This is a genomic window from Shewanella sp. MBTL60-007 (genome assembly GCF_019654915.1).
Lineage (GTDB): Bacteria > Pseudomonadota > Gammaproteobacteria > Enterobacterales > Shewanellaceae > Shewanella.
In genome coordinates this window covers 19,479-40,597 of record NZ_BPET01000039.1, presented here as the reverse complement: position 1 = coordinate 40,597, position 21,119 = coordinate 19,479, and the positions used below count along the sequence as shown (strand labels likewise).

General features: G+C 46.2%; 15 protein-coding genes. 7 read left to right on the top strand and 8 right to left on the bottom strand.

All coding sequences use genetic code 11. The features are described from left to right. Nucleotides 1–27: 27 nt before the first annotated feature. Complete coding sequence (mak, locus tag K5Q92_RS15190) at nucleotides 28–912, bottom strand: fructokinase (protein WP_220769834.1); 885 nt, start codon at nucleotides 910–912, stop codon at nucleotides 28–30. Between the two features lie 76 nt (nucleotides 913–988). Further along, nucleotides 989–1,789, bottom strand: coding sequence for a 3'(2'),5'-bisphosphate nucleotidase CysQ (gene cysQ, locus K5Q92_RS15185; RefSeq protein ID WP_220769833.1), 801 nt, complete (start codon nucleotides 1,787–1,789; stop codon nucleotides 989–991). A gap of 441 nt (nucleotides 1,790–2,230) precedes the next feature. Here cysQ and K5Q92_RS15180 point away from each other — a divergent pair, with 441 nt between their 5' ends. Then, the gene (locus K5Q92_RS15180) at nucleotides 2,231–3,697 is read left to right on the top strand and encodes a capsule assembly Wzi family protein (protein WP_220769832.1); all 1,467 of its coding nucleotides are present in this window, start codon (nucleotides 2,231–2,233) and stop codon (nucleotides 3,695–3,697) included. 464 nt (nucleotides 3,698–4,161) lie between these two features. Here K5Q92_RS15180 and rfbD read toward each other — a convergent pair whose 3' ends face one another. From rfbD to K5Q92_RS15155, 5 genes are all read right to left on the bottom strand, one after another. Beyond that, nucleotides 4,162–5,262, bottom strand: coding sequence for a dTDP-4-dehydrorhamnose reductase (gene rfbD, locus K5Q92_RS15175; protein WP_220769831.1), 1,101 nt, complete (start codon nucleotides 5,260–5,262; stop codon nucleotides 4,162–4,164). Nucleotides 5,263–5,287: 25 nt separating this feature from the next. Next, nucleotides 5,288–6,055 (bottom strand): phosphatase, encoded by a 768-nt coding sequence (locus tag K5Q92_RS15170; protein ID WP_220769830.1) that lies wholly within the window; start codon nucleotides 6,053–6,055, stop codon nucleotides 5,288–5,290. 225 nt (nucleotides 6,056–6,280) lie between these two features. After that, nucleotides 6,281–7,807, bottom strand: a complete 1,527-nt coding sequence (locus K5Q92_RS15165) for a sigma-54 dependent transcriptional regulator (RefSeq protein ID WP_220769829.1) — start codon at nucleotides 7,805–7,807, stop codon at nucleotides 6,281–6,283. Nucleotides 7,808–7,921: 114 nt separating this feature from the next. Beyond that, nucleotides 7,922–11,485: a PAS domain S-box protein gene (locus K5Q92_RS15160; RefSeq protein WP_220769828.1), complete on the bottom strand. Its 3,564-nt coding sequence runs from the start codon at nucleotides 11,483–11,485 to the stop codon at nucleotides 7,922–7,924. Then, the gene (locus K5Q92_RS15155; RefSeq protein WP_220769827.1) at nucleotides 11,485–12,348 is read right to left on the bottom strand and encodes a phosphate/phosphite/phosphonate ABC transporter substrate-binding protein; all 864 of its coding nucleotides are present in this window, start codon (nucleotides 12,346–12,348) and stop codon (nucleotides 11,485–11,487) included. The genes K5Q92_RS15160 and K5Q92_RS15155 overlap by 1 nt, the downstream gene beginning before the upstream one ends. A 303-nt stretch (nucleotides 12,349–12,651) precedes the next feature. Here K5Q92_RS15155 and K5Q92_RS15150 point away from each other — a divergent pair, with 303 nt between their 5' ends. The 6 genes from K5Q92_RS15150 (at nucleotide 12,652) to K5Q92_RS15125 (ending at nucleotide 19,741) form a co-directional block, all read left to right on the top strand. Continuing rightward, on the top strand, nucleotides 12,652–13,887 hold the full coding sequence (locus K5Q92_RS15150; RefSeq protein WP_220769826.1) for a SpoIIE family protein phosphatase: 1,236 nt from the start codon (nucleotides 12,652–12,654) through the stop codon (nucleotides 13,885–13,887). A 9-nt stretch (nucleotides 13,888–13,896) separates the two neighbouring features. Beyond that, complete coding sequence (locus tag K5Q92_RS15145) at nucleotides 13,897–14,286, top strand: ATP-binding protein (protein WP_220769825.1); 390 nt, start codon at nucleotides 13,897–13,899, stop codon at nucleotides 14,284–14,286. A 1,157-nt stretch (nucleotides 14,287–15,443) separates the two neighbouring features. Then, a complete protein-coding gene (locus K5Q92_RS15140; protein WP_220769824.1) occupies nucleotides 15,444–15,803 on the top strand; it encodes an STAS domain-containing protein in 360 nt (119 codons plus the stop codon). 12 nt (nucleotides 15,804–15,815) lie between these two features. Continuing rightward, on the top strand, nucleotides 15,816–17,105 hold the full coding sequence (locus K5Q92_RS15135; RefSeq protein WP_220769823.1) for a polysaccharide biosynthesis/export family protein: 1,290 nt from the start codon (nucleotides 15,816–15,818) through the stop codon (nucleotides 17,103–17,105). Between the two features lie 21 nt (nucleotides 17,106–17,126). Then, the gene (locus K5Q92_RS15130) at nucleotides 17,127–18,539 is read left to right on the top strand and encodes an exopolysaccharide biosynthesis protein (RefSeq protein ID WP_308443598.1); all 1,413 of its coding nucleotides are present in this window, start codon (nucleotides 17,127–17,129) and stop codon (nucleotides 18,537–18,539) included. Then, nucleotides 18,497–19,741, top strand: coding sequence for an O-antigen ligase family protein (locus tag K5Q92_RS15125; protein WP_220769822.1), 1,245 nt, complete (start codon nucleotides 18,497–18,499; stop codon nucleotides 19,739–19,741). Before K5Q92_RS15130 ends, K5Q92_RS15125 begins: the two co-directional genes overlap by 43 nt. 666 nt (nucleotides 19,742–20,407) lie before the next feature. On the opposite strand, the gene K5Q92_RS15120 is transcribed toward K5Q92_RS15125, so the two are convergent. Beyond that, nucleotides 20,408–20,857: a transposase gene (locus tag K5Q92_RS15120; RefSeq protein WP_220769821.1), complete on the bottom strand. Its 450-nt coding sequence runs from the start codon at nucleotides 20,855–20,857 to the stop codon at nucleotides 20,408–20,410. Between the last annotated feature and the right edge of the window lie 262 nt (nucleotides 20,858–21,119).

Sequence of the window (21,119 nt, the reverse complement as noted above, 5' to 3'; positions counted from 1 at the left end):
CCCCACAAATAGGCTTTCACTCACATATTACAGCCAAGCCGCACCACGCACCCCCGATGCACTTCCATACATGTTTTGTACCACAGGAGTACGACATTCCCCGCCCAATACATACCTAGGTAAAACATCGGGCAGTAACGAATAAATAGCACTAATATTCGATACCCCACCACCGAGCACAATAATGTCAGGGTCTAGCACATTGATAACATGAGCGAGAGAACGGGCGAGCCTGTCGATATAACGCTCAAATGCTGCAGTTGCTAGTGCATCACCTTCTTGCATAAGTGAAACGATCTCAGCGCCATTTGTCGCTCGTCCACCAGCAAGTTGATAGTCCCGAACAAACCCAGTGCCGGAAATAAATGTCTCAATACAATCTTTATTGCCACAAAAGCAACTGGTTGAATTAAACTCTTCGGCGGTCATCCAAGGTAAGGGATTATGGCCCCACTCTCCGCCAATTCCATTACCACCGCCATGGACTTTACCGTTAATGGCAATACCCGCACCACACCCTGTACCAATTATGACTCCAAACACCACAGTCTTTCCTGCCGCCGCGCCATCGACGGCCTCAGAGACCGCAAAACAATTGGCATCATTTGCCACTTTGACTTCTCTGTCTAAACGCTTCGCTAAGTCGGTATCGAGGGCATGACCGTTAATCCAAGTCGAATTGGCATTTTTAACAAGGCCTGAAAAAGGGGAAATAACACCGGGGATCCCAACGCCAACACTACCTTTTTGCCCAAGCTGCAATTCGGCTTCATTAACTAATGCCTCGATAGCTTCTAAAGTCAAATTGTACTCTCTTGGCGTTGCAACACGCTTACGAAACAGCTCATCACCGTTATCGCTAAGTGCTACTACCTCTATTTTTGTGCCACCAAGATCGACGCCTATCCGCATGTGTTCCTCCATAGAAGTTATTAACTATTGCTTTAAATCGTTAAAGTAAAATAAAGCCCATTGCCCAAGAAGCGAATCACTTCTCTGCCAACTCCCAATGAGGTGCGTAGGCGATAAAATAGGGGTTCAATATGTCAGACTTTTGATTGTAATTCAGCCGAATATTGGTGTCATATTGCAATACTCGTCCACCAGCACTTTCCAATACCGCTTGCGCCGCGGCAGTATCCCATTCACTCGTTAACCCTAGACGAGGGTAGATCTCCGCTTTCCCTTCAGCTAATAAGCAAAACTTAAGCGAGCTGCCTACACTTTTAATCTCGTACTCACCAATCTCTTGCAGATAGGCCTCTAATCCGGGGCTTGCGTGAGAGCGACTACCAACGATTCGAGGAATACGTGAGTTATTGCTATCCGCTTTAGGTAATTTGATTTGATCCCCGGCATGCTTTAACCAAGCTCCACTGCTCAGTTCACCATAAAAACACTTATCCAGTACTGGCGCGTAAACGACACCCGCTATAGCCCTATCCCCCTCAATGAACGCAATATTCACCGTAAACTCGCCATTGCGCTTGATAAACTCTTTGGTGCCATCAAGAGGATCTATTAACCAGTAAGATTGCCAATGACGTCTCTGCTGCCAATCGATATCTGTTGACTCTTCTGACATAACAGGAATATTGGGGGTCAACTGCGCCAGTCTTTCCACAATCACCCTATGACTGGCTAGATCGGCAGCAGTGACTGGGCTGTCGTCGGCCTTGGTCACGACTCCGAGATCGTCTTTGGCGTAGATAGCCATAATGGCATCACCGGCTTCAGTCGCAATGTCGACCAGCTGCGCTAACCATTCTTGTTTAAATATCTGGCTCAAAGTGAGTTATCTCTATAATTTATTAAGGTATTAATCCCATTATGCCAGTATTTAACAATAAAAATTAATAACCAAAAAATCATTCTAGGTTTAAAACAGACTAAGGGAAGAGCTAAATTCTAGAGCGCTTCGCTTCGAGAGCGTTCGCAAACTCACTGATAGAGCGCTTCGCTGCTAGAAAAGCAAAGACAAGATAAGTGCCAGCCTAGACTTTGACTCCTTTCCTGCTGTTGCTTGTCAGCTTTTGCCTATCCATCTTAGCTATTACCTATAAATCGCCATAGCACAACCTCGAAGTGACGCAGTCACGCCCTAGAAGCGTAGCGCCCTTCTTTTGCTTATATGTCACAGTTTGTGACTAACTATCGATTCATCTTGCTTAATACTACCTGTCAGCAGTGAAATCCTCTAAAATGCGCCCCATTAACAAAAGGGATCCCAATGAAACTCAAATTATTATCTGGATTGTTACTGCTTAGCTGTAGCTCAGTGCAAGCGGCATGGTGGGTAGAACCGACTGACTTACCATTAAGGGCCGATATTCAATTGCTGTCTGATACAGGCGTGATTGTTCAGCCAATCACCACTTACCCGCTAATGTGGGATGGTATTAAGCAAGATATGGACAAGGCGGATCAGAATGCCCTGTCTAGCCTACAGCGTGATGCGTTCGAGAGAGTTACACGAGCATATGAGCACGATCATCGTGGCATGAGCAGTAAGATAGAGCTTGCTGGCGGTTCAGATACCACACGCTTTATCGGTTTTGGTCAAGACTATCGCGATAAGGCAGAAGCAGCGGTATCGGCTGAGGTGACAAAAGATTGGTTTAGTGGTCGCTTAGCGGCAAGTTATCACTACGACCCTATCGACGGTAATAGCACACGTTTAGATAATAGTTTCGCAGCAGTGATGCTAGGCAACTGGATTGTCAGCGCCGGCGCACAGCAAAAGTACTGGGGACCGGGCTGGGATAGCGGCCTTATTCAAACCACTAACGCCCGACCTATGCCAGGCATGACGTTTAGCCGTAACAACAGCCAAGCATTCGAAACACCATGGCTTAACTGGATTGGTCCTTGGACCTTTACCACCTCATTTAGCCAGATGGAAAGTGATCGTTATGTACCAGATGCCAAACACTGGGGGGCACGCGGTACCTTAAGACCTATCTCTAAACTCGAAGTGGGCTTCTCATGGACCATGCAATGGGGCGGCGAAGGTTACGGCAACAGTTTAAGTGACTGGTGGGACGGCCTGTTTAACGGTGGAATGAGCGAAGGCGAAGTCACAAATGGCCAAGAGAATATGCTCGCAGGCTATGATTTCCGCTGGTCCGATACCGCTTTTGGTATTCCTTACGGTATCTATTATGAGCGTATTCATGAAGACTATCATAACGGTAAGAACAAGCTGATCAACTCAGCCAACATGGGCGGCGTCGACTTCTTTTTAGCAGACATCAATACCCGCATATTTGTTGAATACTCTGATACCCAAGTGGCCTGTGGTATTGATTCAAATGCCTATAATTGCCTTTATGAACATGGGTTTTATCAAAGCGGTTATCGTTATTATGGAAAGAGCTTAGGCAGCACCTATGACAACGATGCAACAACCTTAGTCGTTGGCGGTATTACTCAACTTGGCGGCGGACAAAACATCAGCAATAAATTCCGCTACCTAAGACTTAATACCGATGGCACAGATACAGCTAACCCTGAAGGCGGTAACCCAGTATCGCCGGGCGAGTATGAGCGTGTATACCAGTTCGATACCAGCTACCACAGACCTTTCTATCAAGGTACCTTAAAGGTCGGTGGCACAGTGGGTTACAGTCAATATGTCACTTCAGGTGGTAACGACTGGGATGCAACCGTTTACGCTGGCTGGGAAAGAAGTTTTTAATTAAAAAGTAAGAAAGGTTCTAGGCCCTAGGACGCTTCGCTTCGAGGCGGCCTTCGGCCTGCTAGGAAAACCAAAAGCAAAGCCGCACCAGCTTTAAAAGAAGAGCCTAGGTCTAAAAGAAGAGCCTAGGTCTAAAAGAAGAGCCTAGGACGTTCGCAAGCTCACTGCTAGGACGGGCTACGCCCTGCTAGAAAAAGCAAAAAACAAAGCACCTTATCATTCACTTCTTTGTTTTCCGGCTTTTCCGTCTTAGCTCTTCCCTAGAAGAATAGCGCCTTTCCATGCAGCTACCGTGAGTGAGTATACGAACCTTCCGTTTACCGTAAGGCCACAGGCCGTTCCGCTTTTTAGTCTTAGCTCTTCCCTAGAACCTGCTTTTCCTAGAGCCTAGAACCTTCTCTGCTTCCCCGGCTTTTAACCGTCTCAGCATGCTCCGGCTTTTGCTCGTCTTTGCTTGAACCGTCTCAACTTCCCCGGCTTTTAACCTTTTGATATTTAAGCATGGCCTTTAGCTGCTGTTGCCAGTTCGCACAAATTAGACTATCAGATTGGATAGCTAATTGATGACACAGTTTTTGTGCATTTAACGCGCTTTGCTTTGGTCGTAATGCCAAGGTGTTTTCATGCAGCCCTTGCCAAGCCTGAGTCGTAATAGGCTTTATCAAGCAATCAACTGATTTAGATTTAGGCTCTGTCATGGCTAATGCCTGACGCTGGATCTCACACGCAAACTCATACCATGACGCACTAGCACTACTGGCGTAATGGTATAGATGAGCAACGCCTTGAGCCGTTCGTTCTTCCAATGCCGCTTTGTCATTTAAGTTCATAGGCTGACTTTGCTTAACAAGCATAAAAATTGCTACGGCAAGGGCTTCGCACCATGTTGGACTGCCATACTGATCATTGATGACTGATAAGCTCTCTTTTATCTTAAATAACCCCTGCATAGTTTTGACAAAGTTATTCCCCCAGCAACTGTAAAGCCAAGAGGTACGTATAATCGTTGCCTTAGCCCCTAAGATATCACTCACCCAGCGCTCGCCCTCGAGCTTGCTCTTGCCATAAGACGACAGTGGAGCCGGAGCATCTTGCTCTGTATACGAGCGCTGTAACCCACCATCGAACACAAAGTCAGTCGAGATATGCACGAGCCTAATATTTCGATGCAGGCACTCTTGCGCGAGTAATTTAGGCCCTATCCCGTTGACTGCCATCGCTCTATCGACATCATTCTCTGCTTTATCAACGGCATTATAGGCGGCGCAATTAATCACCACATCTGGCTTAAAAGCATCAAAGGCAACCCGAATAGAATCAGGCTCACAAATATCAAGCTGCCGATGAGACAAGCCCATCACTTCATCTGTGGCGGCTGTACACTCTATGGCTTCAGGCAACGAAGCTAGCAACAGTCTCTGAGCAGCCGTTAGTGCAATACTATTAGTCTTAGTCGTCTCAGTAGCTTCGGTTGCTGGAGTAATCTGGGTAATTCGGGAAAGCTCAGCTACAGACAATAACGCCTGCGCCAGTTGGCCTGATCCCCCCGTGATAAGAATTCGCATCTTGTTTTAATAATCTCTTCTAGCTTTAGTTTGAACTTGCATCAAAGCTTTCGAGTAACACTGAGTACTCATCTAAGGAGCCATGTCCCCGTGATGATAGAAAAGCGAGTAAGGCTTCGGGACTACGATTCAGTAGTCTATCTAGAGGAAACTCTGCTTCTGCAACGATCTGCTCAGCCAGTGTGAAGTCAGCTAAGCTGTAGGCCACGTGAGAGTCTGAGCCCATCACCAACAAGCCACCTGCCTCTTTAACCGCCTTAGCTATGGCAATGCAATTGTGCTCGCTACCTTTTCGTGAAACTAAAAATGAAGAATTATTGATCTCGAGGGCGACATTATTCTCCGCTGCAGCCTTTGCGACCGCGGTAATGTCTATCGGATAAGCAGGATTCCCTGGGTGCGTAATAATGTCTACATGACCGCTGTTAATACAGTTAATCATTGCTGCGGTATGCGTTTCTTTATCGCTTGGCGCAAATACAGGCTCATGAAACCCTGCTAAAACAATGTCTAACTCTTGTAGGTAATCGCCAAAATAATCTATCTCTCCAACTACATTCTTAATATTGGCTTCTATGCCGCGTAAAATGCCGACGCCATCGACCACTCGCGGCAATACTCGCAGATTCACAAAATGCCAAAAGTGGGGAGCATCGGCCATATCGGGGCCATGATCTGTGGTGGCAAATAGCTTAACCCCTTTATGTTTAGCCATCGCAATATATTCTTGTAACGTACTATAAGCATGAGTTGAAGCAATTGTATGGGTATGGGTATCAACAAGATATTTCATAGCGTTCTCATTGTATTAAACAAAAAGGAGTAGATGTTTAGTCTACTCCTTTCGCTAGCATTGCTCTATCGCTAACGTAACTAACCTATGATATTAATGGCCGATTGCTTACTCAGATAACCTAACCCGTTTATTGAGTCCGTTAATTGAGTCCGTTAATCCTGTCAGTAAACTTAATAGCTTTACTTAGTCGCTTTATTTGGTCACTTTGTTCAGTCACTTTGTTCAGTCACTTAAGCTCTTTTCTAACTCATCCCAAGTCTGGCGTTTACGATAAATTGTTGAGGCGCTGATATCTAATAACGCCGCCGCTTTAGGCACATTACCACCGCACTGTGCGATAGCGTGTTCAATCGTCTGCTTCTCTGTCAGCCACAAGGGTACGATATCATCACTCTTTTCCTCGGCAGTTTTTGATGCATATTGCTCTGCACCAGAAAAAACCGCTCGCTCAATACCATCAAGAAAGGAGGATGCGGCAGGCTCAGTACGGTTCAGCCCTCTATCTTGTTGCGGTTCAGGTTTAGCCCCAACCTCAGGCTGCTCTTTAGAGTCTGGTTTTACCTCTTGGCCTGCAGTCAATTGCATTGGCAACATATCGAGTTCAACCAACTCACTGTCGTTTAATACCACGATCTGTCTAATGACATTTTGCAATTGTCTAACGTTACCCGGCCATTGATAGGTCTTTAAACATTGCTTCGCGTCACGGCTAAAGCCTTTAAACTTCTTACCCTCTTCTTTGTTGTATTCTTTAAGTAAGCTAGACGCCAGCAATAAGATATCTTTGCCACGCATTCTTAAGGGTGGCAGCTCGATTGGGATCACATGTAAACGGTAAAAGAGATCCTCTCTAAACCGCCCAGCTTTGACTTCATCCCATGGCATTCGATTGGTTGCGCTAACAAAGCGCACATCGACTTTTTCCTCTTTCGTGCCACCTACGCGCTGAAACACACCCGTTTGGATAAAGCGCAACAATTTACTCTGTAGCTCAAGATCCATCTCGCAGATCTCATCGAGAAAAAGCGTACCATTATGTGCACGAGTCGCGGCGCCATCTCTATTGGCAACGGCACCGGTAAATGCTCCTTTTGTGTGACCAAAAATCTCACTTTCAATCAAATCTTTAGGAATAGATGCGCAGTTTAACGCCACAAAAGGGCCGTCACGACGATTCCCCGCATTATGTATCGCATGGGCGCACACCTCTTTACCAGTACCACTTTCGCCAATAATAAAAGCCGAGGCTTTACTGTTCGCCACACAATCTATGGTTTTATATACGGTCTGCATTGCGAGAGACTCGCCCACAAAACCCATGTAATGAGGCTTAGGCAGGCTGCTTTCATATTTTGCGACAAGATCAACAAGCTGACGCTGTTTCAAGGCGTTACGAACGGTAATGGAGAGACGTTTGGCATCGAAAGGTTTAACCAGAAAATCGAACGCTCCGGAGCGCATAGCATCAACGGCAATATCGATACTGCCATGAGCGGTGATCATAATAACGGTGACATCTGGGTAGTCAGCCTGCACGGTTTCTAAAATATCCATCCCCGACATATCGGGCAGCTGAATATCGAGTACTAACAGATCCGGTTGCCAGCGTTTAAGCTCGTTTAACGCATCCCCCCCATGGTTAACATGGGTTACTCGTGCTCCCTCCGTACGCAGGTATTCGGTATACAGCGCCCCCAGAGACATGCTGTCTTCTACGAGTAATGTGGTAAATGAGCTTGTTATATCCATATAAAGTCAGCCTATTAATAATGAAGTAACGTTCAGCGACAACTTGCTTAATATCAAAAAGTTAAACTAGCCTTTTCTCCATGAGCATATGGTTAAGTCTAGCAGTAATTACTCTTAGTGTGTTGATTCAAAACGCTGCTGGTATAAGTTAACGGTTTGCTGGGCTGTCGCTATCACTTCATCGAGCAATACTGGCACCCGTTCAGTCTCTTTGGCTTTAGCGCTTAACTCGAGCCTTTTTGCCGCAACAGACAGTGCCGTTGCCCCAAAGCTGCCAGAACTGCTTTTAAGAGTATGAGCCTGTAGATCGATTTCAGCTAGGTCGAGTCCATTTCCGTTCTGGTACTCTAAAAGCAGTAGGCGCAATATACTTAATCGCTCCTGCGCCTCGGTTACGAAAACCGTCATCATTCTACTGATCGCTTGTTCACCTAACATCCCCGTTAACTCGTTAAGTACTGCCTCATCAATAATTGTCATCTGTTCCTCATCGCCTTGGGGACCGACATGTAACCGCGCCCTTTTTCCGTTTTTACTACTATCGTTACTCACTCGCTTTACTCGCTCAAATGGAATCACTTTAGCGTCGTCAATATTTGCCCCTTTGTTATTATCTACCGCATAATTGTCCACCGCATGCAAATGAGGGCTCTGTCTATCGGCTTCAGTGGTAACTATAGCCTCTTCCTTAGCCGAAACAATCCATTGATTTACCACATTAACAAGATCTTCTCGGTTAACTGGCTTTGGCACGAAATCTTTCATCCCAGCATTCATGCACAACTCTACATCTTCTCTTTGTACATTAGCCGTCATAGCAATGACTACCTGTGATGGATTACGTTGCAATATTTTTTGGGTGGCTTCGATACCATCCATCTCGGGCATTCTCATATCCATTAAGATCAAACCATATTCTTTATCAGCGGCCATTTTCAAGGCCTCGACGCCGTTATTGGCTATCTCAACCTTAAAACCAGCCTTACTCAGCAAAGCGCTGGCAACAATTTGATTTGCAGGGCTATCCTCAGCCAAAAGAATGGGAAGGCTCTGCTCTAGTTTACCGGATATTTCGGGCTCATGTGGAGTCTGTTCAGCCGATGATTCGTGTTCCCCTCGAAGCACTCCAAGCATCATGTCGCGGCCAAGGGGCTTATTAATCACCTGCTCTAATCCTATCTGTCTGAGTAAGACAGACGCCTCAGGCAGGACAACTGTCATTAATGCCGCCACCATGCCTTCATCTAACAGAAATTCACGTTTGATTTTCTCGACGCGACTAAGATTAAGATCGAGTAGGCAATGCTCATCAATCAACACCAGATTAAAACGACCTTGTACCTGCGAGTGATCAAAGATTGCTTCTATACTGTCGATACAGACCGATGTCACGCCATACTGGCTGTATTGTCTGCGAATAACATCACGATAGATCTCATTGGTATGCACTAAGAGCACTCGAGAATGACTAGGTAGCGGTGCGACTTCGGGGCGCGCGCCTTTATCTTGTTTCAGTAATAGATCAAAACTAAAGCAGCTCCCTTTACCATGTAGACTTTTAACGCCTATATGGCCCCCCATCTGAGTGATAAGCTCTGCACAAATAGCCAAGCCGAGTCCTGTACCGCTGTAGTTTGTGTTATGGCTATCATGTACTTGGCTAAACTCTTCAAATAATGTCGATTGGGCCTCTTCGCTTATTCCAATGCCTTGATCCGCGATCTTGCAACACAGACGAGCCTCCTCGGCATCGCCATCAGCGAGGCACATCTCAATGGTAACGCAGCCACCAAAAGAAAACTTAATCGCATTATCGATTAAGTTATGCATCACCTGCCTTAATCTTTGGCCATCACCGATTAACGTCTCTGGCACATTGCGATCAACAAAAATCGCTATCACAATTCCCTTATCCTGAGCCTTAGGTGACAACACCCGTAGCACCTGCATTGCAAGCTTAGCTGGAGAAAAAGCGCTCTCGTCTAGCACCATTTGCCCTGCTTCAATTTTAGAAAAGTCCAAAATATCGTTAATGGTACTCAGCAATGCGATTCCCGCCTCCTTGGCGGTATTAGCATAGATGCGCTGCTCTTTATTCAATCTTGAGTCCAATATTAAGTCGACACTTCCCAGCACCGCATTCAGTGGTGAGCGGATCTCATGACTCATAGTGGCTAAAAATCGTGATTTCGCCTCACTCCCCTGCTCGGCTTGTTCTTTGGCCAATTTAAGTTGGGTTTCGTACTCCATTCGACGGGATATATCTCGAATAAATGCGGTGAGCAACATCTCATCACCTAGCTGTACAGGAATAAGCGTTAATTCAATAGGAACGGTTTCTCCTGTAGAGCGACTGGCCTGCATTTGCGTGGAATGCTTAATTTCCACGCCTTCTCCCGTTGCACTGTACTCATCTAAAATAGTGTGAAAACGCTGCCTCTCCTCTCCACTAAAGAGCACATCTTCTAAATGCTGGCCAATCATCTGCTCAGAATGAAACTTAAATAGTAAACATGCCGCGTCATTCACTTCTAAGATCTCACCGGTAATATCAATCGTCACCAACGCATCTTTGCTGCCCTCTAAGGTGGCTAACAAGATAGACTCCGTCCTTTGGGCTGCGACTTGAGCACGCTTAACATCACTTAAGTCCTTCACTAAGCCTAAAAAGAGCAGCTCACCATCGATACACATTTTTGAGATAGACAGTTCTATCGAGAAAAGGCTGCCATCTTTTTTCTGTGCGAGCAGCTCACGTCCTTTGCCTACCCTCTTATCGTCAGCACTTGTTAGGTAGTGTTGGATATAATCGTCATGCATATTGCGCTCATTCGATGGCATCAATAATGAAACATTTTGCCCTATCAGCTCAGACGAGCTATAACCGAACAAGCGACTTACCGCAGGGTTAACCTCTTCAATTATCCCTTTTGTATCGACAACCACAAAACCGTCTACAGCGGTCTGCAATATGGCATTGAGCCTAACATTAGCGCTCTCTAACGCCTGATTTTTATCTGCCACCTTGTTTACCATTTGATTAAAGGCAAGCATGGTTTGGCCTATCTCGTCTTCACTGCTAACAGGGATTTGAACTTTCGACTCTCCCTGTAAAATACGCTGAGATGCACCTTTAAGCAGTGCCAGATTGTGGGTCAAATAGTGGCCTAACAGCCAAGAAAACAGTGCGACCAAGAACATCTCGATACCAGCAATGGTCATGAAACGAGTTCTGGCATCGATAATAAAGCTCTCTAGCTGTCCAGTGTCAAAACCCAGCTCAACCTTGCCATAGTTAAATCCCGATTCTTCAATACCTCTTTCAATATCTAAGATCCCGTCATCAACATTAATAATTCCGCTGTCTAATGAGGCCGCTGAGTTGCCATTGTGACTTCCAGCACTCACCAGTAATCGATTTTGGTCGTAAATATTGACATAGAGAACTTGAGAGGTGGTTAGCAACTCATTTGCAAGCACGTTCAGCGTAGAGAGATCACTGCTGATCACCGCATCTTTTGCGGCAGCAGCAAACAGAGACGCAGTCGAGCTGGCGCGCTTTTCAATCTCTGCTTGATTCGAGCTTTTTAGATAATCGACACTGGTATAAACCAGCAGCATCAGTAACAGACCTTCGATGATTGCGATCCCGAGAATCGTTTTTATTCGAAATGACATTAGCGACTCCCCTTTAGTGGCTCGTTCAGCTCACTCAATGCCAGTGCCCGAATATCATCCCAGTCACTGCTTTGCGCCGCCTCCATGGCTTTAAACCCTAACCCCGCTAATAAAGCGCGTCCCTCACTCGTAGTCGAGAGAGCCTGTAACTGGCTTAACAACTGCTCACGACTCTGCTTTGATACTCGCGGGTGAGTCGCGATAGCATGGGGAGTGTAACCGGGTGTTTTCCAGAGCACCCTGAGTTGCTGAGTGACATCACTGTCCATGTTTTTAAATGTACGCCCCACACCACCACCCGCATCGACAAGACCTTGAGCCACTGCAAGATAGACTGAGTCATGGGAACCTACATATTTAGTATTATGAGCAACACCTTGCTGCTTTAATATCGCCCGAGGGATCACGCTAGCCGCAAAGGCTGCGGGAGCCGGAAAAGCTAATGATTTGCCATCAAGCTCAGAAAGGTTAGATATAGGGGAGTCTTTTCTAACAACGATAAGGCCTTTTAGGTATTTATCTTGCTCTTTCGCCAATGCGATATAACCAGGAGATTCATGAAATACGGTAAAATGATATGGGTTCATATAGGCGATATCATACTCCCCCTTTGCTAAACGCATTTCAAAGGTTGGAATGTCCGGCGCAGTTGCAAATTGCAAGTTAAGATTCGCATTTTGCGATAGCTCCGCCAACACAGGAGCCCAGCCTTTCGCCAAAGTGCTCGCCGCCTGCTGTGGCACAACACCAAACGTCAACACCTTAGGTTCAATGCTGGCTGCAGCCGTTGCCGAGCTATAACAGAGCATAAGCATAAACCAATACAAAACAGCCACTTTACTAAACGATTTAAGGCTAGACATCACATTAGCTCCCCAATAGTGCTTAACTCTATTAGTTAGTCCAAGCAATCCCTACGCCACAATGCTAATGCTTATATATCGCTCTACTTAACAAACAGCCCACTCACCGATAGCTCTTTTAAATCATAAAATTAAAGCTAGGCAGTGACTATAAACCTGCCTTTTTGCAAATACACTCAGCCCATCTCATGATTTAAAGTTCAACAAACCTCTTAAAACACAACCAACCCATTGGCCACTGTCTGGCATAGAGCTTGCTTTATTACAAAATACCCCTGAACAAACTAAGTTGAGAGGAAGACAATGACAACGCCTTTAGCTTTACAGCATGTCAGCCAATATAAAATTATCCTAGTGGAAGACAGCGATAGTGAGCGCTGTTTATTACTAAACCTACTCGACTCAATGGGATTTACCGTTCAAGGTTTCTCTAATGCCCAAGAGGCTCTCGCACACCTTCAAAACGAACATGTGGATATGGTGATCACGGATTGGATAATGCCTCAAATCAGCGGCATAGAACTATGTCAAACCATAAAGTCTATGCCTTGCACGCCATATACCATACTGCTTACCGGCAATAACCAGAACGCACATATCGTTGAAGGTATCGAGTCTGGCGCCGATGACTTTATCGCAAAACCTTTTCACAGCGGTGTACTAAAGGTCAGAATTCTCGCTGGGCTGCGTATCATAGAGATGCAACATAAGCTGACCAGTCACAATAAAACACTCAGCCAGATGCTAGTAAAGGAGCAAAATTACCTCAACGGACTTAAGCAGGACCTTTCTCTCGCCGCTCAACTTCAACGTGCCCTGCTCCCTAAAAACTCAAGCTTAAGCGAAGGCTGGCGCGTCACAACCGAATTTAAACCAGCACAAGATCTCGCCGGCGATCTGTTTCAATGTTTCAATATTGACCCCCAGCACATTGGCTTTTACCTACTTGACGTCAGTGGACATGGCACAGCGGCATCGATGCTGAGCTTTACCCTAGCGCATCATCTATCGAGTAACCAAAAAGTTTGGCAGTCACTCGATTTAGTGCGGATAACTAACAATCTTAATCGGGAGTTTGATGATCCAGAGCAGTGCGGCCGCTTTGCAACACTGCTTATCGGGATCGCCAACACCAAGACAGGAGAGGTCGAAATTATCAATGCCGGCCACCCCTCGCCTATCATAGTTAGCCCCAGTGGAGCCAAGTTTGTCGATGATAGTTACATTGCTTCTCAACTGCCTATCGGCATAAACAAACAGCACAATTATCAAAGTCAGCACTTCACCCTAGAGAAAGAGCAGCAGTTATTGCTCTACTCAGATGGGCTCTATGAGTGCAGGCACAGTAAATTTGGCAGCTTCGGGCTGACAAAGCTACTGAAAAACGTGAGCGATGCCAGAGCGTTACCGGCAGAAAAACTGCTCCATTATCTCTGCTATAGCACCGAGCTATGGCAAGAAAAGCAAGCGCAGGACGATATCTCTTTAATGCTCATCTCTGCCACAAACAATTTATCTCATTGTAGTTACCAAATGTAAGGAAACACTATGAATAGCCTACAGTTTAATTTAAATCGAAATATTTTTGCCAACCACTCCATCAGCAAAGAGATAGAGCAGTTCATGCTACAAAACGATGTTTCGGACGCTAAGCGCTTCAAAGTGATCACCTGCGTTCTAGAGGCGGTTTCTAATATATTTACCCATGCAGCCCCTAAAATTAACTCTTTAATCATTATCTTGCACTGTGACCATCAGAAGATAGTTATCGACCTATTGGATAACTCACAGATGCAGCCCTTCACACCTCCAACTGATTGTCCACCAGCAGAAGCCGTTTCAGGACGAGGTCTTTGGATCATCAAGAGTTGGATGGACAACGTTCGTATTCAAGAAACTGTTGCCGGGACTCATTTGCAATTTAGTATCGCGGTTTAAAAGAAGGGGCTAGGTTTAAAAGAAGGTTCTAGGATCTAGGGCGCTTCGCTTCGAGGACGGCCTTCGGCCTGCTAGGAAAAAGGCAAAGACGAACGCTTCGCTCACAGAAGACAGAACGTTCACAGGCTCACTTACCGACAAGACTCTAGGACGCTCGCAAGCTCACGGCTAGAGCGCTTCGCTTCGAGAGCGGCCTTCGGCCTGCTAGAAAAAAAGCAAAGACGAACGCTTCGCTTACGGAAGACAGAACGTTCACAGGCTCACTTACCGATAAGATTCTAGGACGTTCGCAAGCTCACGGCTAGAGCGCTTCGCTTCGAGAACGGCCTTCGGCCTGCTAAGAAAAGCAAAGAACAAAGCAGCATAGTTTCCACTTCTTCACCTCCTTCTTTACCTTCTCGGCTTTCCCTAGAACCTGCTTTTCCTAGAGCCTAGGGCCTTCTTCGCTTTTAACCTCGAAGCGCAGCGCCCTTCTTAGCTTTTAACCGTAAGCGCAGCGTTCCGTAAGTGAGCCTGCGAACGTTCCGTTATCCGTAAGGCCGAAGGCCGTTCCGTTTTTTCCGTCTCAGCTTGTACCTAGAACCTTCTTGGCGCTTCTGGCTCCTAACCTTCTTTTGTAGGTTGGGCTTTAGCCCATCAACATCATACAAATACCAAAAGAGCTGATGGCATAAATGCCAACCTACATAAAAGCCTAGAACCTGCTTTTCCTAGAGCCTAGGGCCTTCTTCGCTTTTAACCTCGAAGCGCAGCGCCCTTCTTAGCCTTTAACCGTAAGCGCAGCGTTCCGTAAGTGAGCCTGCGAACGTTCCGTTATCCGTAAGGCCACAGGCCGTTCCGCTTTCCGTCTCAGCTTGTATCGTCTTTGCTTTAACCTAGAATCTAGAAGTCGCAACGCGACGCTCTCGAAGTGGCGAAGCCACGCCCTCGTCTCTCGAAGCACAGCGCCCTTCTTAGCCTTTTCCCATTTTGCATCGCAAATAAAGAGCCTAGATTAACTCTCACTTACCAAGACACAAATAAACAAATAAAGCCAATAAATACAACGCAGTAGCGTTTGGCATCAGGTTTGCATCGTTAGTAAGCAAAGCGTTAATAGGCTCTATGCCTGTTCGATAACAACACAAAATGCCAAGTGCATTTTTAAGGATGGCGATATGACTTTCTCTCAATTACCACAAAATAATGCATGCAAGATCACTCTGCCTGTTGAGGTGATTATGACGCAAACGCCGACACTCAGAGCCGCAATACTGCAGCAAATAGAAGCAGGGATGACCCAACTCGTGATTGACCTACATAAGGTGGAATATATCGACTCAAGCGGCCTTTCAGTGCTGATCTCAGCCTTAAAACGTGTAGAGCAAGACAATGGTGAGATCGTACTACTATCACCTACCGCTGGGGTACGTTCGCTCATTGAACTTACTCGCTTACATCAGATCTTTACTATCTATGAAGATGAAGCTGCGGCCGTCAATTACATCTGTAATGAGCTTAGCCAAACAGCGCACTAAGAGGACAGAGTTATGAGTCTCAAACAAGGCATTGTTACTGCACGCAAACAAACCCAGGAAGTAAAGAGCACAGTCAGGTTTATCACCTGTGCCTCATTATTACTGCTCACAGCTTGCGTTACGCCTCATCACCCTGAAGAGTCCGCTATCTGCAAGGGTAATAACAATGACAATATGACTCAGTGCCACTTTTATGACCGTAACACCCCCTACACTCGCAGTAAAAACGCGGACACAACCACTCGCATCAACAAGAGAAGAACCGATAGTACAATGGGCAATACCTGGTTAATGCATGCAGGCCAGTCACAACAACCGCTGCACTTACCTCAAAATATTCGCTTATCGGTAGGTGACAAACTCAAGATTAGAGTGCTCAATGGCGAGGAGTTCAGCGGAGATGTTGAAGTCAATAACGATGGCTATATCTATCTGCCTTACTTGGCGCCAATTCATGCTAAGGGCCTCGATATTGCACAGCTAACAAGTTCAATCCAGCAACACCTAGTCGATGAAGAGTTCATGCTTAAAAACAGCGTTCGCCTAAGTATCACTCCCCTAAGCTGGGCGCCCGTTGAGGTAACCGTGTCTGGTGGAGTATTCGAACCGGGTCAACACTTGATCAATAAGAAATCTGATCTTGATATCATCGATGATGATGGCAACCACAGTGGCGATCAAGCGGCTAAGCGTACCATCGCATCGGCACTGAGAGCATCGGGCGGAGTGCGTCCCGATGCCAATATTTCAGCGATTACAGTGTTCAGAAACCAACATAGCTTTACCTTAGATCTATCAGGCGTGATCCATGGGTACCCTGTACCCAAGTTCACCCTGATGTCGGGAGATCATATTCATGTACCACAACATGACTATTTTGATGATGTGCTCGCCCGCCCATCGCAAATTACCGCACCGGGTATTCGAGTCTTTATATCAAACCTCACGCAGCCAGCATCTAGTAACGCGCAGTCAGCTGTCGACACCGATGCGACGCGATTTCCTTACGGTACTCGCCTATTAAGCGGCGCTATCGCAGCCAACTGCGTCGGAGGCGCACAGTCAACCAATGCCAGTCGCTACTTATTACTGATCACCAAGAACCCGTTAACCGCACAAGTCGATGTGGTAGAGCGCTCAATGGATAACTTAATCAGACACTCTTGGGAAACAGGGATGAACCCTATCTTAATGCCAGGTGATGGGATCGCCTGTTATGACTCTCGCGTGACCAATATTCGAGAAATTGCGCGTTCAATCACCGAAGTACTCGTCCCAGCGACTCTCCTAGAGTTGCTGTAATAGAAGCGATACAAGGAGGTTATGATGCAAACAAAACACTCCTCCAGACCTCTTTTATGGTTAAAGCACTACTTTGTAAACGGTAGTCAGCTACCGGTGAAAAAGAGAAGGCGTGCCTATCTCATCGTCACCTCACTACTACTGCTAAGTATCTGGCTTTTAGTGCTGCTATTTACGATTTTGAGCCCAAGCCGTTACATCAGCCAATGGACGCTTATTTTACCCGGGCCTGGCGCGGGAGCCTTAGTTAGCCTAGATAGTGTGGGGCAAGCTAATAGCTCTACCAACTCCCCTTATGCGAGTAGCGCAATCGACCCTAGGGTCAACTATAAATCCATTGCAACGAGTAAAACCCTGATCAATGCCGCCGCAAAAACAATGCACCTTAAAGGCAGCGAATTTGGCATGCCAAAATTAAAACTACCTAACCAAACCGGGCTCATGCAATTCAGTATAAAAGGTCCTACGCCCAAGGGCGCGCAGCAAAAAGCCTGGGCACATTATCACAGCTTGCAAGCATTGTTAGCCGAGCTTCGCCGAGATGAAATTGAGCAGCGCGAGGATGCCATTCGAGTTGGTATGGCCACCTTTGCCAATAAAGTGAATTTAACTCAAGAGAAATTACTCGAGTTTCAATCGATACACGGACTTGTTTCACTAGATCAATTCAAAGAACTGGCCTTAACCATGGAGAGACTGAGACATAACAAAGTCAATTTAGTCTCAGAGCTACAAGGCGTTAAAGCCAGCCAGAAAATGCTAGAAATCCACCTAAGCTTAACGCCAAAACAGGCGGCGGGATTACTGACCTTGAAAAATGATCAGCTATTTCAACAGCTACTCATCAGCTATACCAATGTCACTGCGACACTTGCAGAGTACAGCAGTCGCTTTGGCAAGCGTCACCCAAAGGTCGTCACCTATAAAGATGAGCAAAAGTCTGTACTTAACGCATTAACTCGACGGTGCAAGACGCTACTTGGCTATAACGATAAGCGTCTAATGCTGATGCTGTCTGCTGATGATTTAGATGGCCGGGCTCAGCTTATGCAGGAATTACTCTCGCTCAATACCAAAGCCGAAGGGCTTAGGCATCAGATTGATACCCTGTCAGATCAGATCCATGACTGGGACCACAGGTTTACCGACAGTAACGACGATGCAGCAAAGCTCGAAGGACTGCAACGAGAACACCAAGTCGCTACCGCAGTTTTTACCTCCGCACTAGCAAAAATGGACCTAGGTAAAGCCGACATATACGCAGCCTATCCATTACTGCAACTGATGGCAGCACCGACATTAGCAGAACAGCCCGATAACTTGCGCTCTCTACTGGCAATAGTTGGCGGCGTAGCGGCTTCAATTTCACTGATTGCAGGGATGGGAATGCTATGGATCCGCAAACCTATACTCCAGAAAATTCTGACGAAGTAATCATCTGGCGCTCAATTACAGGCACCTATCTGTTCTGGGTTTTAGGTGCTATGTATCTCGTTGCCCCCGTTATTGCCTGGATATTACTGCTACGCATGCTAAAGCGAGTATTACTGGATAAAAAAAGTTATACCGTCAGCAAAACACAAACTTGCTGGCTAGTCGCTATGGCTATGATGTTATTGGCACTGGTGATCGGCCATCTGACACACGATTTAGGCCTAGCTAAACTGATAAAGTCCAGTATCGGCTGGGCAAAAGGCTGGGCTCTTTTGGCTATATTTCCACTACTGGGCAGCCTACAGATCAGGCCTGAGCTTATCTATCGGGCCTGTTGTATCGTCTGCAAACACACACTTATCCTGCTGCCAATCTTCATACTCGCTTGGGTAGTAAAACTTCCCAGCACACTGTACACCTCGCCCTTAAGCATTATTGGCGGCCCAGGCCCCGAGTTTTTCAACGTCAGCCTATATGAGATAGACCCAGCAAGTGGTTTACCTAGGTGGCGACTCTTTACTCCCTGGGCACCAGCCTTAGGCATGCTTGGTAATCTATTCTTTACCTTTGCCATTCAAGAAAAATCCAAACGATTCAAGTTCTATGGCTTTGCAGGCAGCTTTTGTATGATTTTGCTGTCGCAATCTCGACTAGCTTTAGTGTGTTACCTATTGCTGATAGGCTTTTTTATGTTTATCCGCTGGTGTCGATCTCCATGGGTTTACTTTGCAGCGACGCCCGTCTTTATGTTGCTTGGAGGGGCAGGAATTTATGTTGTCGAGAAGATGCAACAAAGCGTGGCAGCCTTTAAAGCCGCCCGAGCTGGCTCTACCCGTGTGCGCCAGGAGTTGGCTAATATTGCCCTCGAGCGCTGGGCCAATGAAGCTGTAGTCTGGGGACACGGCATTGTGGAACGTGGCCCACACCTAGTGGAATATATGCCGATTGGCTCCCACCATACTTGGTATGGCTTATTATTTGTGAAAGGTATTGTAGGCGCTATCGCCTTAGCGATTCCTCTACTTGTCACCCTGTTAGCTCTGCTAAAAACCCTTTTTCACTCAGCCCTAAGCGCCGTTGCCGTCTCAATCATCTTTCAGCTGTTTTTATATACATTCGGTGAAAATCTGGAGATCCTCGCCTATCTATTCTGGCCGGGGCTTGTAATCGTCGGAGCGGCTTTAAAAGAAGCAAGAACCTAGGTAAAAGCAGATTCTAGGGCGTTCGCAAGCTCACTGCGAGGACGGCCTTCGACCTGCTAGAAAAAAAGCAAAGACGAACGCTTCGCTCACGGAAGACGGAACGTTCACAAGCTCACTCACGGAACGCTGCGCTGACGGTATAAGCTTAAAAGAATCACAAGCAAAGGCTAAGACGAACGCTTCGCTTACAGAAGACGGAACGTTCACAAGCACACTTACCGGCAAGATTCTAGAACGCTCGCAAGCTCACGGCTAGAGCGCTTCGCTTCGAGAGCGGCCTTCGGCCTGCTAGAAAATCAAAAGCAAAAAACAGCAACGCCTTTGCTTGTTCCGCTTTTCCGTCTCAGCTTGTTCCGGCTTTTAACCATCTCAGCTTGTACCGGCTTTTAACCGTCTCTTGTAGGTTGGGCTTTAGCCCATCAACATTATACAAATACCAAAAGAGCTAATGGCATAAATGCCAACCTACATAAAAGCCTAGAACCTGCCTTTCCTAGAGCCTAGGGCCTTCTTCGCCTTTAGCCTAGAAGTCGCAACGCGACGCTCTCGAAGTGGCGAAGCCACGCCCTCGAAGCGCAGCGCCCTTCTTTCGCTTTACGTAGGTTGGGCTTTAGCCCATCAACAAGTATTACAAAAACCAAAAAAGCTGACGGCATAAATGCCGACCTACAAATAAATGGAATTCCAAAAGGGATAATCACCAATACGCTTAACTAAATTTTTTCTTAATGGATTAGCCACTATATATCGACTAATGTTTTCTCTGTCATCATCAAGTCGTAAAGCATGATCGTAAAATGATGCTTGCCATAAGCGGCCTGTACGCTTTAACTCCTTATTGATGGCAAAACTGCTAGCTCCTTTTAATGCTCCTACAACCATGGATAACTCAGCGTTCTTCCCTAAACGTAACAGCCCATGAAAATGATCTGGCATCAATACCCAAGTTAACCAAATACAATTATGTTTACGTTCATTTATAGCTATTTGTAAGCAAAATAGACAAGCTAAATTGAAATCGCTGAAATACTCCCGCTTGTTATCTGTATTAAAAGTAATAAAGTATTCACCGCCCTCTTGTGAAAAACGACCATTTCGTAAGTCACTCCATGACATCTTAATCTCCTACTGTAAGGCTCGACGGCATAAATGCCGACCTACAAAAAAGAATAGCTTCTTAAGTTAAGGAAAGCATTGCACATACATTTTAAGTACTAACTCATGCGTCTTTATCTGTTGAGCTTAGCTCATAACAAAACAACTGCGCAAAGCTGACGGCATAAATGCCGACCTACAATGGATAGCGGCGCTTTCCCGTAAGTGAGCCCGCGAACGTTCCGTATTTCGTATGGCCACAGGCCGTTCCGCTTTTCCGTCT

Coding starts and splice junctions, on each gene's coding strand:
- K5Q92_RS15165 (WP_220769829.1), bottom strand. CDS start 7,807: ATGGATATAACAAGCTCATTTACCACATTACTCGTAGAAGACAGCATG.
- K5Q92_RS15170 (WP_220769830.1), bottom strand. CDS start 6,055: ATGAAATATCTTGTTGATACCCATACCCATACAATTGCTTCAACTCAT.
- mak (WP_220769834.1), bottom strand. CDS start 912: ATGCGGATAGGCGTCGATCTTGGTGGCACAAAAATAGAGGTAGTAGCA.
- rfbD (WP_220769831.1), bottom strand. CDS start 5,262: ATGCGAATTCTTATCACGGGGGGATCAGGCCAACTGGCGCAGGCGTTA.
- K5Q92_RS15150 (WP_220769826.1), top strand. CDS start 12,652: ATGACAACGCCTTTAGCTTTACAGCATGTCAGCCAATATAAAATTATC.
- K5Q92_RS15140 (WP_220769824.1), top strand. CDS start 15,444: ATGACTTTCTCTCAATTACCACAAAATAATGCATGCAAGATCACTCTG.
- K5Q92_RS15135 (WP_220769823.1), top strand. CDS start 15,816: ATGAGTCTCAAACAAGGCATTGTTACTGCACGCAAACAAACCCAGGAA.
- K5Q92_RS15125 (WP_220769822.1), top strand. CDS start 18,497: ATGGATCCGCAAACCTATACTCCAGAAAATTCTGACGAAGTAATCATC.
- K5Q92_RS15145 (WP_220769825.1), top strand. CDS start 13,897: ATGAATAGCCTACAGTTTAATTTAAATCGAAATATTTTTGCCAACCAC.
- K5Q92_RS15180 (WP_220769832.1), top strand. CDS start 2,231: ATGAAACTCAAATTATTATCTGGATTGTTACTGCTTAGCTGTAGCTCA.
- K5Q92_RS15130 (WP_308443598.1), top strand. CDS start 17,127: ATGATGCAAACAAAACACTCCTCCAGACCTCTTTTATGGTTAAAGCAC.
- K5Q92_RS15155 (WP_220769827.1), bottom strand. CDS start 12,348: ATGTCTAGCCTTAAATCGTTTAGTAAAGTGGCTGTTTTGTATTGGTTT.
- K5Q92_RS15160 (WP_220769828.1), bottom strand. CDS start 11,485: ATGTCATTTCGAATAAAAACGATTCTCGGGATCGCAATCATCGAAGGT.
- K5Q92_RS15120 (WP_220769821.1), bottom strand. CDS start 20,857: ATGTCATGGAGTGACTTACGAAATGGTCGTTTTTCACAAGAGGGCGGT.